This is a genomic window from Bartonella sp. AA1HLJMS (assembly GCF_042197445.1).
GTDB lineage: Bacteria > Pseudomonadota > Alphaproteobacteria > Rhizobiales > Rhizobiaceae > Bartonella.
On record NZ_JBHIRW010000006.1, the window covers coordinates 28,774 to 53,638 of the forward strand.

The 24,865-nt window shown below is 39.3% G+C and carries 17 protein-coding genes; 14 read left to right on the plus strand and 3 right to left on the minus strand.

Going from position 1 to position 24,865, the window contains the following annotated elements:
* The first annotated feature begins 1,180 nt into the window (after positions 1-1,180).
* The gene (locus ACFIQE_RS03195) at positions 1,181-1,504 is read left to right on the plus strand and encodes a hypothetical protein (RefSeq protein ID WP_375621024.1); all 324 of its coding nucleotides are present in this window, start codon (positions 1,181-1,183) and stop codon (positions 1,502-1,504) included.
* Between the two features lie 131 nt (positions 1,505-1,635).
* Here the strand turns inward: ACFIQE_RS03195 and ACFIQE_RS03200 are convergent, their stop codons facing one another.
* Positions 1,636-2,325 (minus strand): YggS family pyridoxal phosphate-dependent enzyme, encoded by a 690-nt coding sequence (locus ACFIQE_RS03200; protein WP_375621023.1) that lies wholly within the window; start codon positions 2,323-2,325, stop codon positions 1,636-1,638.
* Between the two features lie 167 nt (positions 2,326-2,492).
* Between ACFIQE_RS03200 and leuS the strand changes: the two genes are divergently transcribed.
* Both leuS and lptE read left to right on the plus strand, forming a co-directional pair.
* Positions 2,493-5,135 (plus strand): leucine--tRNA ligase, encoded by a 2,643-nt coding sequence (gene leuS, locus ACFIQE_RS03205; protein WP_375707268.1) that lies wholly within the window; start codon positions 2,493-2,495, stop codon positions 5,133-5,135.
* The gene (gene lptE, locus ACFIQE_RS03210) at positions 5,122-5,718 is read left to right on the plus strand and encodes an LPS assembly lipoprotein LptE (protein ID WP_375621022.1); all 597 of its coding nucleotides are present in this window, start codon (positions 5,122-5,124) and stop codon (positions 5,716-5,718) included. The genes leuS and lptE overlap by 14 nt, the downstream gene beginning before the upstream one ends.
* Here lptE and fsa read toward each other — a convergent pair.
* A complete protein-coding gene (fsa, locus tag ACFIQE_RS03215; protein ID WP_375621021.1) occupies positions 5,715-6,368 on the minus strand; it encodes a fructose-6-phosphate aldolase in 654 nt (217 codons plus the stop codon). The two genes, lptE and fsa, sit on opposite strands and share 4 nt — an antisense overlap.
* A 1,150-nt stretch (positions 6,369-7,518) precedes the next feature.
* On the opposite strand from fsa, the gene ACFIQE_RS03220 reads away from it, so the two are divergent.
* The 8 genes from ACFIQE_RS03220 to ACFIQE_RS03255 all read left to right on the plus strand — a co-directional run bounded on the left by ACFIQE_RS03220 (position 7,519) and on the right by ACFIQE_RS03255 (position 18,644).
* Positions 7,519-9,714 carry a primosomal protein N' gene (locus ACFIQE_RS03220; protein WP_375621020.1) on the plus strand — a complete coding sequence of 732 codons (2,196 nt, stop codon included), beginning with the start codon at positions 7,519-7,521 and terminating at the stop codon, positions 9,712-9,714.
* Positions 9,715-10,734: 1,020 nt separating this feature from the next.
* Positions 10,735-11,316: an ATP synthase F1 subunit delta gene (gene atpH / locus ACFIQE_RS03225; protein ID WP_375621019.1), complete on the plus strand. Its 582-nt coding sequence runs from the start codon at positions 10,735-10,737 to the stop codon at positions 11,314-11,316.
* Complete coding sequence (gene atpA, locus ACFIQE_RS03230; RefSeq protein ID WP_273790513.1) at positions 11,316-12,851, plus strand: F0F1 ATP synthase subunit alpha; 1,536 nt, start codon at positions 11,316-11,318, stop codon at positions 12,849-12,851. Before atpH ends, atpA begins: the two co-directional genes overlap by 1 nt.
* A gap of 20 nt (positions 12,852-12,871) precedes the next feature.
* Positions 12,872-13,783, plus strand: a complete 912-nt coding sequence (locus ACFIQE_RS03235) for a F0F1 ATP synthase subunit gamma (RefSeq protein ID WP_375613175.1) — start codon at positions 12,872-12,874, stop codon at positions 13,781-13,783.
* A 19-nt stretch (positions 13,784-13,802) separates the two neighbouring features.
* A complete protein-coding gene (gene atpD / locus ACFIQE_RS03240; protein WP_375613176.1) occupies positions 13,803-15,428 on the plus strand; it encodes a F0F1 ATP synthase subunit beta in 1,626 nt (541 codons plus the stop codon).
* A gap of 108 nt (positions 15,429-15,536) precedes the next feature.
* Positions 15,537-15,953 (plus strand): ATP synthase F1 subunit epsilon, encoded by a 417-nt coding sequence (atpC, locus tag ACFIQE_RS03245; RefSeq protein WP_375611725.1) that lies wholly within the window; start codon positions 15,537-15,539, stop codon positions 15,951-15,953.
* A gap of 23 nt (positions 15,954-15,976) precedes the next feature.
* Entirely contained in the window at positions 15,977-17,605 is a 1,629-nt protein-coding gene (locus ACFIQE_RS03250; RefSeq protein WP_375707264.1) for an MFS transporter, read from the plus strand.
* Positions 17,606-17,636: 31 nt separating this feature from the next.
* Positions 17,637-18,644, plus strand: coding sequence for an HlyD family secretion protein (locus ACFIQE_RS03255; RefSeq protein ID WP_375611727.1), 1,008 nt, complete (start codon positions 17,637-17,639; stop codon positions 18,642-18,644).
* A gap of 468 nt (positions 18,645-19,112) precedes the next feature.
* Here ACFIQE_RS03255 and ACFIQE_RS03260 read toward each other — a convergent pair whose 3' ends face one another.
* Positions 19,113-19,397, minus strand: a complete 285-nt coding sequence (locus ACFIQE_RS03260; RefSeq protein WP_375673637.1) for a hypothetical protein — start codon at positions 19,395-19,397, stop codon at positions 19,113-19,115.
* A gap of 850 nt (positions 19,398-20,247) precedes the next feature.
* Between ACFIQE_RS03260 and ispG the strand changes: the two genes are divergently transcribed.
* From ispG to ACFIQE_RS03275, 3 genes are all read left to right on the plus strand, one after another.
* Positions 20,248-21,489 carry a flavodoxin-dependent (E)-4-hydroxy-3-methylbut-2-enyl-diphosphate synthase gene (gene ispG / locus ACFIQE_RS03265; protein ID WP_375611729.1) on the plus strand — a complete coding sequence of 414 codons (1,242 nt, stop codon included), beginning with the start codon at positions 20,248-20,250 and terminating at the stop codon, positions 21,487-21,489.
* 502 nt (positions 21,490-21,991) lie between these two features.
* Entirely contained in the window at positions 21,992-23,143 is a 1,152-nt protein-coding gene (locus ACFIQE_RS03270; RefSeq protein ID WP_375632067.1) for an MFS transporter, read from the plus strand.
* 803 nt (positions 23,144-23,946) lie between these two features.
* Complete coding sequence (locus ACFIQE_RS03275) at positions 23,947-24,546, plus strand: hypothetical protein (protein WP_375632066.1); 600 nt, start codon at positions 23,947-23,949, stop codon at positions 24,544-24,546.
* The last annotated feature ends 319 nt before the right edge of the window (positions 24,547-24,865 follow it).

Below are 24,865 nucleotides of genomic sequence, written 5' to 3' on the forward strand. Positions count from 1 at the left end.
ACGTTTTTCTTAAAAAGGTATTTTATGCTTTTAGGATATTCAAATATGGCAAAGACTATTGCGGTATAGAGCTTTTTATAAACGCACAAAGGCACTAAAAAATATCATATAAAAAGGGAGATGAAGGTGCTTTATTGATTATCGCTTTAAATGTTTTTTATTTTGTATTCCCTTATTAAAAAAAGAATAAGTTTATTAATAATTAATTAAACCAAAATATCAAAAATAATGAAAAGAATTACTGTATATAAAGTTTATTTTATAGTTACTTTCCAACTGTAACTACCACTTTTAAAAACCAATAGCATATATAGGGATAAAGACAATGAGAATACAAAACATTCTTACGATTTCATAACAAATATTCATTATAAAAAAATCCTGATTATAAGATGTGATCCACAATAGATATCTCTGAAAATTATTTTATGCACAGATGTAGATATTTAATTTTGGTATATTCTTACAAATATACTTACAAAATTATTTAATTTCAGAGATATCTTTGTCGCCATATGACCGAATGTGTTGAATGAACCAAAAATATTAATTCTCCTTAATTATCCACATTAAAAGTAGTATCACAATGATACATTTCAAATGGTTATTACGTATTTTAGATCATTGTCAAAGATAAATTTTAAAAATGGAAATAAAAATACTATATAAATCATATATATGTTATGTATATATTAATATTTTTCTTAAAAAGATAATAATATTATTTACAATATTTTAAAATATAAGAAATACCCCATGGTTTTTCTTAATTAAAGTTTAAAATCAGAAAAATTGCGCATATGAAAAGTTGAAGTTTTTCTCTTTGTTTACGAGAAAGATAAAGAAATAATGATAAAGAAATATCGTTATTGGGATCGATCTCATTGCCATTGTTTTGCCTACATGTATTATGCGCATATGCATGGGATTCGTTCTTTTATTTTTCAGGCGAATATTGACCGTATGTTATGCTTTGTAGAGCATGGAAAGCCTCTATGCTATCGTTGATCTTATAGATTGCTAGCATGTTGTTTAGCGCCGCTCTTGGTGCTCTATTGGGTATTTGAGATGTTTATTTTGCTCAAGTGACTTACATGAAAGAGTTTTGTTATTGTATTATGCAGCCATAAGCCTCTTTTGCCTGCTTTACGCCATTGGCATGCGGGGAAATTGTTTACGCATGTTGGAGAAGTTAAGAGAATGCGTGATTTTCAATGAAAATCATTGCGATAATCGTATTCAATATTCTTTTGCTATTAGTGATTTTGCGACAGTTTTTTCATTCATGCTCAACGCCCCTCTTATCATTTTGCTTTTATATAAGGATTTATTTTTTATGTTGCTTTTGCTGGAGAGGCGGTCAGAGGGGAGTAAAGTAGAAGCAATGTGCGATAATATGAGAGCAAAATTGCAATGCTATCTTGAAGCTATTGTATGTGTTGTGGATGTGCCGGTGAGAAATTTGAGAAGACCAGCTTTTTTGCTTATTTTGCTAACAGGATGAAAGAAGGACTGAAATCTTTTTTGCTAGAATTGCTCTTTTATTGATATTGAAGGAAATATTTTTTCTCATTTCTGCTGTTTTTGGCTTGTTCGTAGAATTTTCAATGGGAATTTATATGAGGGGAAATTGCTTTACACAGGGCGTTTTCCAAATAAAGCGGAGCCAATGCGAAGGACATTAGAGCCAAACTGTAGAGCGGTTTTGAAGTCACTGGACATACCCATGGAAAGCTTTGGAAGACCTGCTTGTTTTGCTAATTTTGCTAAGAGCGCGAAATAGGGGCCGGGGTTTTCGTCGACAGGGGGAATGCCCATAAGTCCGATGATATCAAGTCCATAATTGTTTTTGCATTGAGAAACAAAAGGGATCACTTCTTGTGGTGCGATACCACTTTTTTGCGGTTCTAAGCCAATATTGACTTGAACATAGCAGGGAAGATGCCTTTTTTGCTTTTGCATTTCTTCCATCAAAACTTTGGCTATTTTTTCACGATCAACCGTTTGGATGACATCAAAAAGTTTGACAGCTTCAGCGGCTTTATTCGATTGTAGGGGACCGATGAGATGGAGTTTAATATTTTCAAATTGTTGACGTAACCCGAGCCATTTTTGTGCTGCTTCTTGTACGCGGTTTTCTGCAAACAAAGATTGGCCTGCTTGCAAAAGGGGTCGTATATCAATAGCAGAAACAGTTTTTGAAACAGCGATAAGTTCAATTTCTTCTACAGGGCGTTGTAACTCTTGACATGTTTCAGCAATGTCTTTTTGAAGGTTTTGCCATGCTTCAATGGAAGGGGCATCGAGGGGCGTTTGTGTATTCATGTTTTTGTGCTTTACCTTTTTTGTTCAAGAGTTGGTCGTTTTTTTTTAAAGTTTTATAAAATACTTAGGGAAATATTTCACGAAAATGTTGACGATGAGGTTAATCCATGGTCAAGCATAATAAAACAAGTTTTTTGGTTCAGTTTTATTAAAAGAGTATAATGGGAATGACGATTGAGCATTATAAGATAGGCGAACGCTATAATCCACGTGCGAGAGAAAAAAAATGGCAAGAAATTTGGGATGAAAAGAAAATTTTTCAGACTGTCCAAGAAGATGCTCGTGAAAAATATTATGTTTTAGAGATGTTTCCTTACCCTTCTGGGCGCATTCACATGGGGCATGTGCGCAATTATGCCATGGGGGATGTGGTTGCACGCTATAAACGCGCCAAGGGGTTTAATGTCCTTCATCCCATGGGGTGGGACGCTTTTGGGATGCCGGCTGAAAATGCTGCTATGCAAAATAAAGTGCACCCTAAAACTTGGACTTATCAAAATATTGCGGTGATGCGTGGGCAATTAAAGCAATTAGGGCTCTCGATAGATTGGACTCGGGAATTTGCGACTTGTGATGTGGAATATTACCACCGCCAACAAATGTTGTTCCTTGATTTCTATCAAAAGGGGTTGGTAGCACGTAAAGTGGCTAAGGTGAATTGGGATCCTGTTGATCATACTGTTTTGGCCAATGAACAGGTTGTTGATGGGCGGGGATGGCGTTCTGGTGCGTTGGTGGAACAACGTGAGTTGACGCAGTGGTTTTTCAAAATTAGCGACTTTAGTGAAGATCTCTTGGCAGGGCTTGAAGAGCTGAACCAATGGCCGGAAAAAGTTCGCACCATGCAAAAAAATTGGATTGGAAAATCACAAGGTTTGCTGATTCGTTGGGCTTTAAAGTCGGCGGGTGATGCTGATGATGTTTGTGAGAAATTTGATGAGGTTGTTTGTTATTCAACGCGTCCTGATACACTGTTTGGCGCTTCCTTTTTGGCTCTGTCTGTTGATCATCCTATTGCACAAGCTTTGGCAAAAAAAGACAAAGCGTTGAGTGCTTTTATTGAAAATTGTCGGTGTGGTGGAACGACAACGGCAGCACTTGAAACAGCTGAAAAACAAGGGTTTCTCACGCCCCTTTTGGCTGTTCATCCTTTCGATTCAACAGTACATATTCCCGTTTATATCGCGAATTTTGTGCTTATGGATTATGGAACAGGGGTTGTTTTTGGTTGTCCAGCTCATGATCAGAGAGATTTCGATTTTGCGCGTAAATATGATCTTCCAATAAAACCCGTGGTTTTGCCAAAAGGAGAGCAAGCAGAAGATTTTGTTATTACTGAAACACCTTATACGGGTGATGGGGTGATGATCAATTCTAGTTTTTTGGATGGTTTGACACCCCGACAAGCTTTTGAAGAAGCTGCTAAAAAGCTTGAAAAACAAATGCTCAATGGGCAACCGCAAGGGAAGAAAACAGTGCAATTTCGTTTGCGTGATTGGGGGATTTCGCGTCAACGTTATTGGGGGTGCCCCATTCCGATGATCCATTGTACAACTTGTGGGGTTGTTCCTGTTCCACGTGCTAATTTACCGGTTGTGTTGCCTGATGATGTTACTTTTGATCAACCAGGAAATCCTCTTGCACGACATGAAACATGGCAGAATGTTACTTGTCCTTCCTGTGGTCAACCTGCCAAACGCGAAACCGATACCATGGATACATTTGTTGACTCTTCTTGGTATTATGCACGCTTTACGGCTCCTTTTGCGCAGGGACCTGTTGACAAACAATCAACAGCTGAATGGTTGCCTGTGCAACAATATATTGGTGGAATTGAGCATGCCATTTTGCATCTTCTTTATGCACGCTTTTTTATGCGTGCTATGAAATTGGTCGGTCATGTGACGGTAGATGAGCCTTTTAAGGGGCTTTTTACCCAAGGTATGGTGGTGCATGAAACCTATCGAGATGGTAAAGGGTGGGTTTCTCCAGCAGAAATTTCGATTGTTGAAAAAGATGGAAAGCGGTGTGCTTATAAATTAACCGATCAAAGTGAAGTGACGATTGGTTTGATTGAGAAAATGTCAAAATCAAAAAAGAATGTCGTTGATCCTGATGATATTATTGCATCTTATGGCGCTGATACTGTGCGTTGGTTTGTGTTGTCAGATTCTCCTCCCGAGCGGGATGTCATTTGGACAGAATCTGGTGTTGAAGGTGCACATCGCTTTGTACAGCGTGTTTGGCGCCATGTGGCTGTGAGTGCTTCTATTTTAAAGGATGTGGCGCCTTGTGCAGGGCATCAGGGAGCGGCTTTGGAACTCTCAAAGGTCGCACATCGCACGCTTTGCGCTGTAGAAGATGATTTGGAAAAATTCGCTTTTAATCGGGCTATTGCACGCCTTTATGAATTCTTGAATATTATGGCGCCGTTGTTAAATAGGATAGAAAGTGTTGACGATGAAATGAAAGCTTCTTTACGTCAAGCTATGGATTTTTTTCTTGCTATGATTGCACCCATGATGCCCCATTTAGCAGAAGAATGTCATGCTGCTTTAGGGGGAAAAAATTTAATATCTGCGCTTGCTTGGCCTATTTATGATCCCACGTTAACCGTTGCGGAATGCTATACTTTGCCAGTACAAATTAATGGTAAAAAACGTGGTGAGGTGAGCGTTGCAGCAACTGCTGATGAGGTGATGATTAAAGAAGCGGTTTTGGCGTTAGATTTTGTAAAGGCGCAGCTGATTGAAAAGCCTGTGAAAAAAATCATTGTTGTTCCACAAAGGATTGTGAATGTCGTTTTTTAGAAGTTCTATTCTTGTCATTTTAGCTGGTGTATTCACACTGTTGTGTGGATGCAAAGTTGAACCGCTTTACCGTCAAGAGTTGCAGAGTGCAATGACAATGGATTCTGCTTCTTATGGGAATCCTGCTTCTGGACAAGCTTCTTTGGGATTAGCGCAAAAGCTTGCTTCTATTGTTGTGGAAGAACCTTCGGATCGTTTTGGACAAATGGTGCGCAATCATCTTCTATTTCTTTTGTATGGAAATGGTGCTAAACCTTCTCTACCTGCTTATCAATTGGCATTGCAGATATCCGTCTTTACCAGAGAATCGATGCAGATAGAGGTTGATTTCGAGAAAAAGAGAAAGGGACGACCTTCTGTTGGAACTGTTATGAGCAGAGCTTCTTACACTTTGCAGGATATGAAAAATACTCTTGTTGCAAAAGGAACAGCAATGATGAATGCATCTTTTGAGCGACTTCGTCAAGAATATGCAACGCTGCAAGCAGAAGAAGATGCAAAAAAACGTGTTGCGGAAGAGTTGGCTGAACAGATCTTTTTGTTACTTTCAAAAGATCTTTCCAATAAAAATTCTAGATATTAAGCAATATTTTGTCCTGTTTTTTTCCAGTCGTCGAGGAATATTTGCAACCCTTTGTCGGTGAGAGGGTGTTTGACCAGTGCTTTTAAGATTGCTGGTGGAACTGTTGCAATGTCAGCACCACTGAGTGCTGCTTCTTTGACATGATTAACGGTGCGGATTGAAGCGGCCAAGATTTGTGTTTCAAAGTTATAGTTATCATAAATTGTGCGAATTTCATGAAGCAGTTCACTTCCATCATTTCCACAATCATCAAGTCTACCAATAAAAGGTGAAACGAATGTTGCGCCTGCTTTGGCGGCTAATAAGGCTTGATTGGCAGAAAAACAAAGTGTGAGATTTGTTTTTAGTCCTGCTGCTGTGAGGGCTTTACAGGCTTTTAATCCATCGAGTGTTAAAGGAAGCTTGATACAAATATTGTCGGCAACCTTTGCTAAAACAGCTGCTTCTTTCATCATGTTTTCAAATTCTGTTGCTGCAACTTCAGCAGAAACAGGTCCGCTAACGAGAGCACAAATTTCTTTTGTAACATCAAGAATATTGCGTCCTGATTTTAGGATAAGAGAGGGATTGGTTGTGACACCATCAACAAGGCTTAAATTCTGTAACTCTTGAATTTCTTCAATATTGGCGCTATCCACAAAAAATTTCATCTCTAACCTCTTCTTTTTAGCTTTATCCTATTTTTTGTTATGCGCTATTGTTGACTGCAAAAGCAAGAGAAAGAATTAATATCTGTGTAAAGAACAAGAATGCTATGGTGTTAATCATGTACCCGTTTTCGGTAAAGAAATATGATTTATCGTTTCCACACCTATTTCATAGTGTTGCTCGTGATAAGGCATAGAATTCATTGCGTACCAACATTTTTGCGTATTGGCATCTTTGCGTAGCGGTGTTTTTATATTTATGGAAATAAGCTAGCATTATCAAACACTTTGCTCATTTCCTATTTGCGATTGCTCTTGATATTTGAGAGTGCATCATAAGATACCTTCCTTTTTTAGGGGGTATGTTTAACTTTGTTTTTGATGAAAGCGGATGGATTTATTTTGTCGTAAAACACTGTTGAAGAACGCCTGTAAAATTTTACGCATGAAGGGTTTTTTATGGTCAATTACATTGATTTATTCTGTGTTCTCCATTCTTCAACAATACGCTTTTGTGCTGCTTGTATTGTTGCTTGATTCTCAATCAAGCTGAAAGATGTATACACGTGTTTTCACGTTTTGGCACAAAGCCAAGGTGAATATTGTAACGGCTCCATTTGCAATATTATTCTCCCTATAATTAAAATCATGGGATACTCTTTACATCAATAAGGATTTACAAATGTTCCTCGATGGGGTTGAAATGAGAAAAATTCATCGTATTGAGGGTTTTATTACAATAGGTAAAATGATGATTATATCTTTATAAATCAGTTTGTTGAAGATAAATTGAGATATGAGGCGGTAAAAAAATAAACGTGTGTGTTGGGAAGAGGTCACACTATGGGATCGCTTTGTTGAAGGATGCACTTAACCGATAGCATGTTGAATGCTTAATAGTGATGCGCTTTATTTACACAAAAGAATGGCGCTGGTTTTTTTGCTATAGAGTTTTTTGTTATAGACGATGAGATTGGTTCTTTTACTGGCACTTTGGTGATGAAATGAGTATTAAAAAGAATTTTTGTTAGAAAAGTGTTGTAATCGGGGGGATTGAATCCTGCAATGAATTTTATAAGAGTGTTTAAAGATTAAGGTTTAGGCCTGTTGGTGCTCAATAGGTCGTAGATTGGTTTAAAAGATGAATTCAAACATGATAGAGGAAAAGATTGTATCCGTATTGGTTCCTCTTCCTGTTGCTCACGCTTATAGTTATAAAGTTCCATCTTCTATGGAGGTGAACGTTGGTTCCTTTGTTCGGGTTCCGTTGATGGGGCGTGAGCTTTGCGGTTTTGTTGTGGATGTTGGAGAGCAGACAGCCGATGGGCAAAAGTCTGCTCCTGTGGCGCGTGAAAAATTACGCTTTCTTCTTCATGTTTTTGATTGTCCCCCATTAAAGGCAGAAATGATCACATTTTTGCGTTTTGTTAGTCGCTATACAATGGCACCTTTTGGTCTTGTAGCACGATTGGTTTTGTCGGTACCGGCTGCTTTAGAGCCGGAAGCGCAGATGCTGGGTTTGCGATATTGTGGTGGAAATGTAGAACGTCTCACACCAGCGCGGTCACGGGTTTTGGAATTGGTGCGTAATGAGAAGATATGGACAGGTTCTGGTCTGGCACATGCGGCTGGAACTTCGGTTTCTGTTGTTGAAGGTTTAAAAGCGCTAGGAATTTTTGAAGATGTTAAGGTTCCTGCTCCTGATCTTGTGGCAATGCCTGATCCTGATTTTTGTCCCCCTCAGTTGCAGGGAGCGCAAAGTGAAGCAGCAACATTATTGCGGGAAGGTGTTTTATCTTCTCAGTTTCAAGTTTTTTTGCTTGATGGTGTTACGGGATCAGGAAAGACAGAAGTTTATTTTGAAGCGGTCGCTCAAGCTTTCAAAGGGGGCAAGCAGGTTTTAATTTTATTGCCGGAAATTGCTTTAACACAGCAGTTTTTAGATCGTTTTTATGCACGTTTTGGCGCTGTGGCAGCAGAATGGCATTCTGATTTGACGCCACGTCGTAGAGAACGCGTCTGGCGGCAAGTTGCAGAAGGGCGGGTGCGTGTCGTTGCGGGGGCTCGTTCAGCACTTTTTCTTCCCTTTCATGAGCTTGGCTTGATTGTTGTCGATGAAGAGCACGATAGCGCTTATAAACAAGAAGAGCGCATTTTTTATCATGCGCGTGATATGGCTGTTGCACGGGGCTCTTTTGAGCATTTTCCTGTTATTTTATCTTCAGCCACACCGTCGATTGAAAGCCAAGCCAATGTTTTAAAAGGGCGTTATCAAAAGGTGCATTTACCTTCCCGTTTTAAAGAAGCTGCACTTCCACAGTTGCGGGTGGTTGATATGCGCCAAGGGGGGGTGCAAAAGGGGCGCTTTATTTCCTTTGCTCTTGAAAGGGCTTTAAAACAAACGCTTGATAAGGGCGAACAAGCTCTTCTTTTTCTTAATCGTCGTGGTTATGCACCTTTGACTTTATGCCGAATTTGCGGACATCGTTTTCATTGTACCGATTGTTCAAGTTGGTTGGTAGAACATCGTGCGCAAGGGCAACTGAAATGTCATCATTGTGGATATCATGAACCACTTCCTGAAGCCTGTCCTGAATGCGGAACCTTAGATCATCTTGTGGCTTGCGGACCAGGTGTGGAAAGAATTGCCGAAGAAACACAAATGCTTTTTCCTCAAGCGCGATCATTGATCCTTTCAACAGATCTCAAAGGAGGGATTGGGAAGTTGCGAAGCGAATTACAAGCCATTGCCAATGGCGATGTGGACATTATTATTGGAACACAGTTGGTCGCTAAAGGACATCATTTTCCCAAGCTCTCTCTGGTTGGTGTTATTGATGCTGATCTTGGTCTTGCCAATGGCGATTTACGCGCAAGTGAACGTACCTATCAGCTGCTTTCTCAAGTTACCGGAAGAGCAGGGCGTGTGGGATTGAAAAGTTTAGGATTATTGCAAACTTATCAACCAGATCATCCGGTCATCAAAGCCTTACTTGCATGCCAGCCAGAAGATTTTTACACACGTGAGATTGCAGCGCGTCAGCATTATCATTTGCCCCCCTATGGGCGGCTTGCCTCTTTGATTGTGTCTGCACAACAGCGCCAAGCAGCAGAATATTATGCGCGCGCATTGCGTCAGGCAGCGCCACGGGAAAAAAATATCTCGGTTATGGGACCAGCAGAAGCGCCTTTGGCTTTGGTTCGGGGGCGTTATCGTTTTCGGCTTTTGCTGCAAGGACAGCGTTCTTTTGATATACAAGGGTTTATACGTGCAATGCTTAGCGGTACACCCAAAATGCCCAGTTCCGTTCGGGTTCAAATTGATATTGATCCGCAAAGTTTTTTCTAAAACCAGTATCGCATAAAGTGAAGGTCTCTTTGCTTAAGGTGCTTTACTTGAACTCTTATATTATTCAGAATAAGCATCTAGGCAGCAAAATATGATACATGTCCATTGCATTAAGTGGAGCCACGGGAAAAAATATCTTTGTTATAGAACCAGCAGAAGGGCCTCTCTTCTTCGAGGGCACTATCATTTCGGCTTTTACTTCTTTTTTGTATGAGGGACAGTATTCTTTTGATAGGCGGATTATAAGGGCTGAAAATGCTTAGTTGTACACCCAAAATACCCAATTCTATTCGCGTTCAAATTGATATTGATCTATGTTTCTTCTAAAATCAGTGCAATATAGTGCCATATAAAGTGAAGCTACGCGGGCTTAATGAAGGGCGTGATTTTGATAAAAAAATTTGAAAAGAGAGAATTTGTCGATATTTGAAGCTTATCCGGTATGAAAAATGATATATTATCATTATAAATCAATGTTTTGTATATTTAAAGAGTGTGCTTACAAGAAAATATTACTTGGTGAAATTTTTTAAAAGGAGTGGGTATTTGAAGAAAAAAGAGCAATGTTTTCTTTAATTTTTAGGAGGATATTCATTGTTTTTTCTTTCTTATCAGTTTGAAATAATAGACTTTTTCAATCGCAGCTGCATCTCATTAAAGGTCTTGTGGTGATAAAGGGAGTGTTTTTTTATGGTGACAAGAGCGTTTGGTGGCAAGGGCATTTGAAGAAAAATCAAAGAGAGTGAAAAAATCGCTCAGAGAATGTCAAAAAGAGGCATAAAAAAACTGTGATGCCATCCTGTATATCTAAAAAAAATGCTTTTCAAAAATATTTTGAATATTTTATTAAAATTTTTAAAAAGCAGCGATTTGTGGTGTTGCGAGTCGGCTATGTCTATGCTAGAAACCAAGTGATTTTTGTTCTAGGTTTTAAGAAAAAGATTCTTAAGATTGAGAATGTCTGTTTCATTTCATCTGATAACTATCAGAGAGTCGCTCAAGGGAAAGAGGCGGTATTTCGTGTCGGATTCATTTTCTCTCATACCGCTGCCGTTGGTAGATCAACGCTATGCGCAAGCGCTTTTTGATTGCGTTCAAGAAGCCGGAAACGTTGAAAAGGTTGAAAAGGCAGTAGAGGATCTTTTACTTGTTTTGGAGCATAAGGATTTAAAACGCTTTGTGCTTAGTCCATTCTTTTCAGTTAAAGAGCAAATTAAGGTGATGCAATCTGTTTGTGCAAACATCAAATTTGCTGATAAAAACGCAGGGCAGGTCATTGGTAATTTTTTACGCGTTATTGCAACAAACCGTAGGCTTAGTGCCGTATTTGGTATTTTACGTGCTTTCCAGCATTGTGTTGCACGCGCTCGTAGGCAGGTTACTGCGCAAATTGTTTCTGCGCGCCCCTTAAGTTCTCAACAAAGACAAGAGTTGTGTGAGGCTTTGGAAGGTGTTGTTGGAGGAAAAGTCTTGCTGCACATCATTGTGGATCCAACAATTCTTGGTGGATTAATCGTTCGTGTGGGGTCGTCTCAAATTGATACGTCTCTTCTCACAAAATTGTCTTCACTTAAGCTTGCATTGAAAAAAGAGGTCAGCTGATGGATATTAGACCATCTGAAATTTCAAAAATTCTAAAAGAGCAAATCAAAAACTTTGACCAAAAGGCTGAGGTTTCAGAAATTGGTTGGGTTCTCTCTGTAGGGGATGGTATTGCTCGCGTTTATGGTTTGGATAATGTCCAAGCAGGGGAAATGGTCGCCTTTCCAAACGGTGTGCGTGGTATGGCACTCAATTTGGAAGTTGATAATGTTGGTGTGGTCATTTTTGGCTCAGATCGTGATATTCGTGAAGGTGATTGTGTAAAGCGGTTAGGTGCTATCGTCGATGTTCCTGTGGGTCCCGCTTTGCTTGGGCGTGTGGTTGATGCGTTGGGAAACCCTATCGATGGTAAGGGGCCCATTAAAGCAACAGAGCGTCGTCGTGTCGATGTTAAGGCTCCTGGAATTATTCCGCGTCAGTCTGTCCATGAACCGATGTCGACTGGATTGAAAGCGATTGACGCACTCATCCCTATTGGACGGGGGCAGCGTGAATTGGTGATTGGTGATCGCCAAACAGGAAAAACAGCAATTTTGCTCGATACATTTTTAAACCAAAAACCTTTTCATGAAAAAGGGGCTGGACGAGAGCAAGATAAAGTTTATTGTATTTATGTGGCTATCGGTCAAAAACGTTCGACGGTGGCACAGTTCGTTAAAGTTTTAGAAGAACGTGGAGCGCTGGAATATTCTATTATTGTTGCAGCGACTGCTTCTGATCCAGCACCACTGCAATTTATTGCACCTCTTGCTGGGTGTGCTATGGGTGAGTATTTCCGTGATAATGGGCAACATGCTTTGATTGGTTATGATGACTTGTCAAAACAGGCGGTGGCGTATCGTCAAATGTCTCTTTTATTGCGTCGTCCTCCAGGTCGTGAAGCTTATCCGGGAGATGTTTTCTATCTGCACTCGCGTCTTTTAGAGCGGGCTGCGAAGTTGAATGCGGAAAATGGATCTGGGTCGTTGACAGCTTTGCCAGTTATTGAAACGCAAGCAAATGATGTTTCTGCCTATATTCCTACAAATGTGATTTCGATTACTGATGGGCAAATTTTTCTAGAGACTAATTTGTTTTATCAAGGAATTCGTCCTGCTGTAAATGTTGGTCTTTCTGTATCACGTGTTGGTTCTGCTGCACAAATTAAGGCAATGAAGCAAGTTGCTGGCTCGATTAAAGGTGAATTGGCGCAATATCGTGAAATGGCAGCTTTTGCGCAGTTTGGCTCTGATTTGGATGCGTCAACCCAGCGTCTGTTAAATCGGGGTGCGCGTTTGACAGAGCTGTTGAAGCAGCCGCAATTTTCTCCACTCAAAACAGAAGAACAGGTGGTGGTTATTTTTGCGGGTGTGAATGGCTATCTTGATGCTTTGGCGGTTTCTGATGTTGCGCGGTTTGAGCAGGGACTTTTAGTGCTGTTGCGTAGTGATTATCAAGATCTCTTAAAGGCAATTGCTGAGCAAAAGCAAATAACAGATGAGCTGAAAGATAAGTTGATAACTGTTCTTGATACTTATGCGAAAAATTTCTCGTGATGAATTGATGGAATGCTTGAATGGCTTCACTAAAAGATCTTAGAGACCGTATCGCTTCGGTTAAAGCAACACAAAAGATTACCAAAGCTATGCAAATGGTTGCAGCGGCAAGGTTGCATCGTGCTCAAGAGGCAGCGCAGTCTGCACGCCCTTATGCGAAGAGAATGGCTGATATTTTGACCAGTGTTGCTGCTGATGTAGATGGTGTTGATGCGCCTACTCTTATGCGTGGTACGGGGCGCGATGATGTGCATCTTTTGGTGGTGTGTACTGCTGAGCGCGGTTTGTGTGGTGCTTTTAACGTGCAAATTGCTCGTCGTGCACGTGAACAGATTAAGGCATTGTTGGCGACTGATAAAATAGTAAAAATTATCACTGTGGGTAAAAAAGGCGCGGATATTTTATCGCGTGATTACAAAGGCTTGATAATTGATCATATCGATTTGCATGCTGTAAAGCGAATTGGTTTTGCAGAGGCAGTGATGATTAGTCAACGGATTGTTGATTTATTCAATGAAGGTGCTTTCGATGTTTGTACGCTGTTTTATTCTGAATTTGTTTCCGTAATTAATCAGCGTCCAACAGCCTTGGATTTGATTCCAATGGTTGCTCCAAAAGCAGCTGTTGGGGCAATAGATATTGTGGAGCAAACCGATCATAACAAAGGTTCACAATCGATTGTTTATGAATATGAACCTGATGCTGCGTCTCTTTTAGAGGCCCTTGTACCACGTAATCTTTCGGTGCAAATCTTTCGGGCTTTGCTAGAAAATGTTGCTGGTGAAATGGGCGCCAAGATGACAGCTATGGATAATGCATCGCGCAATGCGGGTGAAATGATTAGTAAATTGACGGTGGCTTATAATCGTCAACGTCAAGCACAGATTACGACAGAATTGATCGAAATTATTGCGGGCGCTGAAGCGCTTTAAATGGAGAAGGTAAAGATTGATGGTAAAAGCAGTAACCTCAAGCAAAGGAACAGAAAAAGGTGAAAAAAAGAAACCAGCTGCTCGTTCCAGCGTGAAAAAAGCCGCTTCGAAATCTCAAGTGGATGTAAAGGCTTCCTCTGTACCTGCGCGTGATGCAGCTAAAGATACACCTGTAAAAAAAGATACATCCGCAAAAAAAGAAGAGCATGCAAAAGGCGCTGTTGGTGAAATCAAGCAGATTATTGGTGCTGTCGTTGATGTGCAATTTGAAGGTGAATTGCCAAAAATTCTCAACGCTTTGGAAACAGAGAATTTAGGCAATCGCTTGGTATTAGAAGTTGCGCAGCATTTGGGTGAAAATACTGTGCGTACGATTGCTATGGATACGACTGATGGTTTGATGCGGGGCCAAAAGGTTGTGGATACAGGCACACAAATTAGCGTTCCTGTAGGAGAAGCAACGTTGGGACGTATTATGAATGTGATTGGGGAACCGGTGGATAATGTGGGACCAATCGCTTCAACCAAAACACGTTCTATTCACCAAGAGGCACCTGAATATGTTGAACAATCGACTGTTTCGGAAATTCTCGTAACCGGTATTAAAGTCGTGGATTTGTTAGCCCCTTATTCTAAAGGGGGTAAAATTGGCTTGTTTGGTGGTGCTGGTGTTGGAAAAACCGTTCTCATTATGGAGCTTATAAACAATATTGCAAAGGCACATGGTGGCTATTCTGTATTTGCTGGTGTGGGAGAACGTACACGTGAAGGAAATGATCTTTATTATGAAATGATCGAAAGCCGCGTGAATGTGAATCCAAAAGAGAATAATGGTTCAACGGAAGGGTCAAAGTGTGCCCTTGTTTACGGGCAAATGAATGAACCACCAGGAGCGCGTGCGCGTGTGGCTCTTTCAGGATTGACAATTGCAGAAAGTTTCCGTGATGAAGGACAAGATGTTCTCTTCTTTGTGGATAATATTTTCCGTTTCACGCAAGCAGGAGCTGAGGTATCTGCTCTTTTAGGGCGTATTCCTTCTGCTGTTGGGTATCAGCCGACTTTGGCAACAGATATGGGGGCGTTGCAAGAACGTATTACCAGTACAAAAACAGGCTCTATTACTTCCGTTCAGGCAATTTATGTTCCGGCAGATGACTTGACGGATCCGGCGCCGGCAGCGTCTTTTGCTCATTTGGATGCAACAACTGTTCTTTCGCGCTCTATTGCGGAAAAGGGGATTTATCCAGCGGTTGATCCGCTTGACTCTTTCTCGCGTATGTTGGATCCATTGATTGTGGGGGAAGAGCATTACACGGTTGCTTGTCAAGTGCAAACCATTTTACAACGTTATAGAGCGCTTCAGGATATTATTGCTATTCTTGGAATGGATGAACTTTCTGAAGATGACAAATTGCTGGTGGGGCGGGCACGTAAAATTGAACGTTTCCTTTCGCAACCTTTCCATGTTGCGGAAGCCTTTACTGGTTCGCCGGGGAAACTCGTTCCTTTGGAAGAGACAATCAAAGGCTTTAAGGGGCTTTGTGCTGGCGATTACGATGATTTGCCAGAAGCTGCTTTTTATATGGTTGGTTCGATTGATGAAGCACTTGAAAAAGGAAAGCGTCTCATGGCAGAGGCTTCTTAGTAAGAAGCTTCTTATTCAAGAGAAAACTGTCATGGGTATTTTTCGTTAAAAAGGACGAGTCGTTGGAGAAAACGGAGAGTCCTTATATCGGGTATTTTGGAGACTTTTGTGGAAAACAATAGAGAAGAGCATTTTTTATTTGAGCTTGTATCGCCTGAAAAAATTGTGTTTTCAGAGCAGGTAGTGTCTGTTGTTCTTCCTTCAGCCTCAGGTTATTTGACAGTTATGGCGCATCATGCGCCATTGGTGGCAAGTATTGTGTTGGGCAGTGTTCGTGTTCGCACCTCTGTGGGTGAAAAATTATTTGTTGTATGCGGGGGTGTTGCAAATATTACCTTTTCAGGCTGCTCTTTATTGGTAGAGCACGTTGTAGCTGTAGAGAATCTTTCTTTTGATGTATTAGAACAGCAGATTTTGCAGATTCAAGCGACGTTAGAAGGAGGGACAAGTGATGAGGACAATCATAAAATAGAGGCTTTTTTCCAGCAGTTGTCAGCTGATGGTGCTGTGTTGATAGAAGCGTAGCAGAGTATACAGGAAAAGATGACATGAGCGGAAAAAAGAGTACGGTTGTGTCTGCTAAAAGGAGTGCAAAACCTTTTCCTCGTCCTGGTCGTGTCTTTGCGGGACCTTTGCCAAAGTGCTTTGTTTATATTTTTGCTTCTCTTATTTTGCAATGGGCTTATGGTTTAGGGGCTAATATTGTTCAGTCTAACATTGTCCATCTTACGGGTGATTTTCATGCAACTTTGGCCGAGACGACATGGCTGGTAGCGGCTTATATGGCGCCAAATGTGAGTGTAGCGATTATGTTGATCAAAATCCGCTATCAATTTGGGCTGCGCGCTTTTGCTGAATTATCAATTCTTGGCTTTGTTTTAGTTTGCGTGTTGCAGCTCTTTGTTACGGATTTGCGTTCTGCATTGATTATTCGCTTTTTTGCTGGGATTGCTGCTGCTCCTTTGGCTTCGCTTGCGCTGCTTTATATGATGGAGGCTTTTGCTCCAGCAAAGAAGTTTACTGTTGGTCTTAGTTTGAATTATATGAATGCGGCTTTAGCGGCACCTTTATCACGTTTGATTTCTCCTGATTTGCTGGAAAATGGTGGTTTTTCCAGTCTTTCCGCTCTGGAAATGGGGTTGGTTCTTATCAGCTTGGTCTGTATCTATACTTTGCCTCTTACTCCTGTTGTGCGTAGTAAGGTTATTCAAAAATTAGATTGGATAAGCTATGGTTTGATTGCTCTTGGTCTTGGATTAAATGCTGTGATCATGTCTGTTGGCATATTGTATTGGTGGTATGAAGCACCATGGATTGGTTGGGGGCTCGCACTTGCTATTTTCTCGTTGGCTATTGCTATTATTATTGAGCTTAATAGAGAAAAACCGTTGATTGATCTCCGTTGGATTTTCAGTAAAGAAATGGTCCAATCTGTTTTTATTTTATTTATTTTTCATGTTTTTTTATTGGAGCGGTCAAATTTGCCCGTAGGGTTTTTTAATCTTTTTGGTTTGCTCAATCGTGAGATGGCGCCCATGTATCTTGCGGTGACATTAGGGATTCTGTTAGGAGGGGCTGTTTGTGTCTTTTTTTTACGGGCGGGGCGTGAGGATTATTTTTATTTGTTGTCTTTGGGTTGTTTGGCGTTAGGAGCTTATTTAGATAGTCATGTAAACCATTTAACGCGCCCACAAGATATGATGTTGAGCCAAGGGTTGGTGAGTTTTAGTTATGCACTTTTTTTGCCTCCGGCTCTTTTCAAAGGGTTTGTGATCGCTGGTGAGCGAGGACCGCGTTACGTTTTAAGTTTTATTGCTGTTTTTTTGCTAACGCAAGTGACAGGGGGATTGATGGGGTCGGCTTTTTTTGGCAGCCTTCAGTTTTATTTTGCCCATAAGAACTTTGAGTCCTTAACACAAAATATTATTATTACTGATCCGCTTATTTCTGGTGAGATGAATACTTTATTTTCGCCTTCTTATGGTGTTTCTGTTCCCAATGGCTTGAGAAGTGAGCAGGATACTTCTATGTTGATAGAGAAATTTAAGTTAACAGCAAATATTTTTGCTTATGATGACGTTTTTCGGCTTTATTTTTATATTTCAATGGTTGTATTCGTTATTTTTCTTGTCACAATGATTGTTAAGTCATGCTCTTTGCGTGCATTAGAAAAGTAGAGTAATGTCATAGAAAGAGGGGTGCAAAAAAATGATAAAAAAATTACGGTCAAAAGCTACGATTGTTGCATTCCTATCGGGCATTACGGGTGTTTTGCTGATTTTGTGGGCTTGGAGGCTTCCTCCTTTTGTGAGTAACATTCAAATAACGGATAATGCTTCTATTAAGGGCAATGTTACTCTGGTTAGTTCACAGATCTCTGGGGTGATTGCACGGATTTATGTGCAAGATTATCAACGTGTTGAAAAGGGAATGCTGCTTTTTGAGCTCGATGATTCTCTTTTTCGGCAGCAGCTTGCACGGGCACAGGCTGTTCTCGATTCAAAAAATGCAAAACTGGCAAGTATTGAATTACAAGCACAGCTTTTGCAGGGCGAAATTAATACAGCAGAGGTGGAATTGGCGCGTTCACGAGCATTTTCCAATGTTGTTCCAGATAGTAAAAAGTTAGGTTTTGGTGATGCGGCAAGTTCTGTTTCTCGTCCTCTTTCACAACTCTTGACAGCTCTCGAAACAAAACGCCAATTGCAAAAACAATTGGATCTTGAACGGCAAAGTTTACAGTCAGAAATTGCGGGAGCGAAGGTGAGTGTTGAGTTGGCAAAACTTAATCTCGATCACACAAAGATTTTATCTCCTCGAACAGGCTATATTGGATTAGTTGGAGCGCGGGTAGGGCAATATGTTATGCCGGGGACACAATTGGTCTCTGTTATTTCTGATGATATTTGGATTATTGCTAATTATAAGGAAACGCAACTTTCTCAGATGCGTGTGGGACAACCGGTTGTTTTTTCTGTTGATGCATTGAACAACAAAAAGTTAACAGGGCGTGTGGTTCGTTTTGCACCTGCTACAGGCTCAGAGTTTTCATTGTTAAAAACGGATACGACAATTGGTAATTTTATCAAAATTGCGCAACGTATTTCAGTACGGATTGCTTTAGATCCTGGGCAGGAAGGAATTGAAAAACTCATTCCTGGCATGTCCGTGGTTACCTATGTAGATACTTCGCAGCGAGTCGATTCTGGAGGATGAAATTTTGGGTTTTTTCAGTTTAATTTTTGCGTCATTTACTTATAGCAAGTGGTTGTTTACATTGGAAGATTTCGTTTGGTTTGCTATACTACATGTTTTAAAGCTCTTAGGCTTCTTATACTTTTATGTCATGATGTAAAATAATGTTCCTTAGAATATTAAAGCGCATGCATCTTTACTCACTTCCATTTCTTTTGAACTAACTCAGTAGGGGGGGAGTATTGGAAGCTTTGCCTGTGGTTTTGCACAACACTGTCCTTTGAGGTGTGGTGTCACCGCATGTTTGGAAGATGGGGGTAGGGGGGGATGCCAGATAAAAAACTGGATTATAGACTGGGTCGGATGGGAAACTTATCCTTTTGGGAGAGGGCGTAAAGTTAGGAGGAAGACGTAAAGTTTATATTTTGTAAACCATAAAAATGCCCGTTTTGAGGCGGGCATTAAAAGGGAAGGTTATTGGTTGTGTTATTAATTTTTACGGATCAGTAAGAAGCTTACTAAAACGACTCCTGCTGCTAATGCGAGGGTTTTTTTAGGATTTTCTTTCGCTTTTTTCTTTAATTCTGTAGCATGTTCGTTGAGGTGATAAAGTGCGTGACGGCCTTTTTGTTTCCATGTGTTAAACAGCTCAGAAATGTTTTCAAAGCTATCATTTTGAAAACTCCAATGATTTACGGGGACCAGCTCTCTTTTTAAGAGTGCTATACGTTTTTTAATTTTAGCATTTTTTCTATGGGGTGAAAATAGACACATTTATTGACTCCTTCATGTGTTAAATTGTTGCGTGACAGTTGGAATTGTGTTTGGGGTTTTGCTATAACGGCTTGAACATTGAAAGGTTGCATTGATAATGCCGCGCGTGGGTGAGATGAGAATTAAAAGTTTGGGTTTAATGAGGCATTTCTTAATGTACTTGAGTTCATTTCGTGATGGTGTTTGTTAAGGATGTAAGGTAAAAATTTTTACAAAATGGTGTAAGATTCATTCATAAAGATGGTGGGCGATGTCTTCATTTTTTTGTTTGTTTAAAGTGTTGGGATAGCTTTTGGCACTTGAAATAGTTTATAAGGAGTTTTTATCTATCTATTCTCTTGTGGCTGTAGGGAGTGGTATTGATTGATTCAATTAAGAAGATTTAAAATGAGGAAATCTTACGATATTTGGGGTTGCTATTCAAATTTGTAAAAAATAGATTATTATAAATCAATATGTTGGATTAATTTGGCGATGTCTTTCATGCATTTTTAAAAATTGCGCTTTGATAGGCGTTATCTGTTGTGTTGTAAAACATTGTTTTGTGGTGACGTTGATTAAGGTATCGGCATGCAACTTAAAAATACAGTATTGTCTCTGTTTTGTTTCAGTTTCTTTTTGAAGCAACCAAGTGTAGAAGTATAAACTTGAACAGAAGTAGTAGAACTTATCCGGTGCGTCTATAGAATGAATCTACCTATGAATTGTATTGCATCAGTGTTAGTAGGTAGAACCTTTTGAGAGCAATCTGTTAAGATTGGTGGGCGGTGTAATTTTCGTCCTTTGAAGCGCGGAGGAAGTCAATGTAAATAATGATTGATAGCGCAGGTTTTAAAAATTTGAGGACTTGATGAGTACGACCTATTTTTTATCTAAACCACTTGAGCGTCGTCGATCTGTTGGTGTTGTTGTTGGTGATGTGATTATTGGGGGGCAGAGCCCGATAGTTGTACAGTCAATGACTAATACAGATACCGCTGATGTTGATGCAACTGTTTCTCAAGTAGCTGCTCTTTGGCAAGCTGGTTCACAATTGGTTCGAATTACTGTTGATCGCGATGAAGCGGCGGCGGCTGTACCAAAAATACGGGAGCGATTGGAGAGGTTAGGATTTTTTATCCCATTGGTGGGGGATTTTCATTATATTGGTCATAAGCTTTTATCTGAGCATCCTGCGTGTGCTGAGGCGCTTGCAAAATATCGCATCAATCCTGGAAATGTTGGTTTTGGCGCAAAAAAAGATCGTCAATTTGCAGAAATTATAGAGATTGCTTGTCGGTATCATAAACCTATTCGCATTGGCGTGAATTGGGGCTCTCTTGATAATGCGTTGTTAACACGGCTTATGAATGAAAATGCACAGCAAGAAAATCCTTTATCGGTTGCTGAAGTGATGCGGGAAACTGTTGTTCAGTCGGCTTTGCTTTCGGCTGCTTTAGCAGAAGAGTTAGGATTGGGGCGTGATAAAATTATTCTTTCTGCTAAAGTGAGTGATGTCCAAGATCTTATTGCTGTTTATACCACCTTGGCGGCGCGTTGTGATTATGCTCTTCATTTGGGATTAACGGAAGCTGGGATGGGAACAAAGGGCATTGTTGCTTCTTCGGTGGCTTTGGGTATTTTATTACAGCAAGGGATTGGTGATACGATACGAATTTCCTTAACACCAAAACCTGGTGGTGATCGGACACGAGAAGTAAAGGTGGGGCAAGAACTTTTGCAAGTGATGGGGTTTCGGCAATTTTTGCCTGTTGTTGCGGCTTGTCCTGGTTGTGGGCGCACAACCTCAACGGTCTTTCAACAATTGGCACAAAAAATTGAAGCAGATTTATACAAAAATATGCCTGTTTGGCGTGAAAAATACCCTGGCGTTGAAAGCTTGAAGGTTGCTGTGATGGGATGTATCGTCAATGGACCGGGGGAGTCAAAGCATGCGGATATTGGAATCTCTTTGCCTGGAGTGGGGGAAAGTCCTGCGGCACCTGTTTTTATTGAGGGACAAAAGGTAAAAATTTTACGGGGTGATCACATTGCTGAAGAATTTGAAGCGCTTTTGAGTGATTATATTCATACACGCTTTGGGCAAGGTTGAGGTAAAAATCGCATAAGGTTGAAGTAAAAAGGGTGTGTCGTTTTTTTTAAAACAAGCTGTCTTCAATGTGAAGATGGTGCTGTTGTATGCTGCTTTAGCTATGGTCAATACTGTTGTTGGTTGCTTATTATTTTAGGTAAAACCAGATGATATGCCTGTTTTAGAATCAGAAGCTTATGAAGGATATTAATGAGTTTGAGTGTGTTAAGACTATTAAGCAAAACGATATGAATACTTTAAATAGATCCGTAAATGTTGTTGCTGGTTTTTTGGCTGCTCTTGAGACAGTAAAATATTTAACGGATTCTTCAAATATCAAATTATAGAAAGAACATTGTTTATTGATTTTTCAGGCATTTTCCCAGCATTTTTTGGGGTATCAAATTGATAGGATTGGAAATCCTTATAGCGATTATAGTCCTATTTGTCGTAAAATGTAAGCTTTTATATGGATATAAAATGATGTATACGGGTGCCTTTTTTGGCGTTATTGGGGGAGTGCATGACAAGTATATTAGCGTTTGGCTTTTTATTTAATGGTATAAGGATTTTAACTGGCGCCTTTATTGTCTTTTATATGCTTGAAAAAGGCTTAACGCTTATTGATATTGGTGTCATTAAGTCGTTTCAGGCTTTTATTATGATGGTTACCGATATTCCTCTGGGATATTTTGCTGATCGAAAAAGTTATAAAATATCGATCGTTTTGGCAGCGGCTTTTGCTGCCACATGGCTCTTTCTCATGGGATTTTCTACAAGCTTTTATGGTTTTCTTTTGGCAGAAACTTTTAATGCCTTATCGCTGACATTAATTGCTGGAGCCTATAATGCTTTACTTGTTCAATATGCAAAAGAAAAATTGACATCCACTAAAAAAGTGCTTGGTTCCAGCTCTCAATATAATTACATCGGCATGTTTATATTCAGTTTAATCGGGGCATATTTTGCTGATTATTCTAGCCAATATATATGGTATATCGCGGCGTTTTTAATGTTGATGACAACACTATTTGGTTTGTTTTTTCTTGATGACTTGAAGGGGGAGAAAAAACCAAATAAAGCGAATTCTCTCATTTGTGAAGCTAAGGAGATGTTGTCTATTTTTATTAAAGTTCCTTATATCTCTTTATGCTTTTATTTTTCATTGATCTTTTTCAATATATTCTCGCAGTATTGGCAGTGGATATTTAAAGATCATAATATTAATGTCACTTATTTTGATCTTGGTGTGACATTTTCACTTATATTGTTCTCTCAGCTCTTGGCTAGTCTTCTCTTTACAAAACTAAGTGAAAGAGTGAATTTTATTTTATTGTTGTTTCTTTCGGCTTCACTGATTTTTACCGTTGCTTTCTTTGAACCAAGAAAAGAAATGGCTGTCATTTTAGTCTGTATGATTTTTTATCTCATTAAGTATACATATCTTCGTGTAGAAGTTGTTTTGCATGATAGTATTAGTGATTATTTCAGGGCTACATATGAATCTTTCTTGTCAACTGTTGGGAGATTTAGCTTATTGGTATTTTTTTACATGAGTGCGTATATGGTCAATATATTTGGCTTTTTCTCACTCGTTTATATTTTTGCTATTTATTTATTGATTTACTTGTTAGCAGTATTTTTTTTAGAAGGAACTCTCAAAAAAGTTCAGTGAGAATATTAACTTATTACGATACGTGTTTTATAGGGTTTCATAGTGGGGCAAGGCTTTGATTTATTAAGGCGCATCGTTGTTTTTGCATGTTGAATGAGAAAGACTGAATAGTCTCAGTTATTCTTATTTAAAATCTATGTATGTTGAAGTAATCAAAGTCATCTGCTTGTACATTATAAGTGGGCTTGGCATAATAATCGTTAAAAGGGAAATAAAAATGCTGCTTATGAATATTGCACAAAGAGTTGCTGATAAGATTGGACGCTGATAAAGAAAATGATTGTGCCAGATTATATGCTTATTAAGGAATGGTGATAGAGCAGTTTTCCCGTTTTTATTGGTTCCTTGCTGGTAACACTTTATCTCATTAGAGCTAATTTAAGCAGTCGGACAATTTATAGCCTGTCCTCATAAGAATTCCCGTATGATCGATTTTGATATTTTGATGATCTATTTTATTGTTGGTATATTTAGCGGATTTTACCATTGCCTCCTTTAAAATATCAATCATCTTGTTGAGATAATTTTTTTACGTTGTACATTCTCATTTTTGAGTATTTTCTCTTTGATTGTGGCGTTAGCTCTGTATTTTCTGATGTTAGAAAATACTCTTAATCCAGATAATAAACTTATCTATGGAAACTTTGAATGACAGCCCCCTCTTTGAGAGGGAATAAAACCAAGTACAGAAATATTGTTGAGTACAATTTGCTACAAATAAGCCACAAGAAAACAGCATATATTGATATATTTGATAGGAATCTGTTAAGCCGTACAAATTATGGTCATTAAAAGGTAAAGCGATGAAATCGTTATCCATAACGCGTGTTGTAACATTGATAACTCTTTTTTCTGTATTTGTATTGGTGGGATGTACGCGCGTGGATAGTCTAGAACAGTACGATAGACTTTACGAAAAATATATCAGTGAAAATTACGGCGCTTTTGAACATTTTCAAAAGCATGAACAAGCAAAAAAATTTGTATACAGCCATGGCTATCAGAATATCGTACCAAAGTTTGACATTATACGGCATCGTCACATACTGATTGTTTTATGTGGACGTTTTGTTAATTTATTGCGTGGTGATTATAATGAATGGATATCAGCAGATATGTTACTCAATGTCATAAGCAGTTTGCGTAATGACTATAACTGGAGAGAAAGCGATTTTATTTGGGCCTATAATATGTCTATGAATTCTACCGACCCCATGATTGATTACGCGAAAAAATTTCTTAATTCTTCCAGCGGAAATGGCATCAGCCCAACAACACAAATTATTGACCTTGTGTCTAGTATGAGAGCTGGTCATGGTGACAATACTAAACAAATAGCGCGTTTTTGCATAGAGCTAAACACGATATATGACATGATGAAACCAAGAAGAATTTACAAATGACATTGAATGGATAATGAGAAAAATTCTCTCAAAGGATATTAAATGGCTATAATACTCTTGATAATCGCGGCATTTTCTTGGCCATGTTGCATGTTTTTTTTATTATGGCTTCAAAAGGTGGACATATTTTCCAGCTTTTACAACAGGCATAGGTTCACTTACAATGATGCTTTTCATCTTAATAAGAAAATTGCACTTAAAGGAGGAAATTTGCACTTGGATTGAAAAAACTACTTATCACAAATTAGATTGCGCTATTATATATAATAATAAGGACTTTTTTTATCTTTCTGTTGCAATGATCATTCTCTGTTTAATC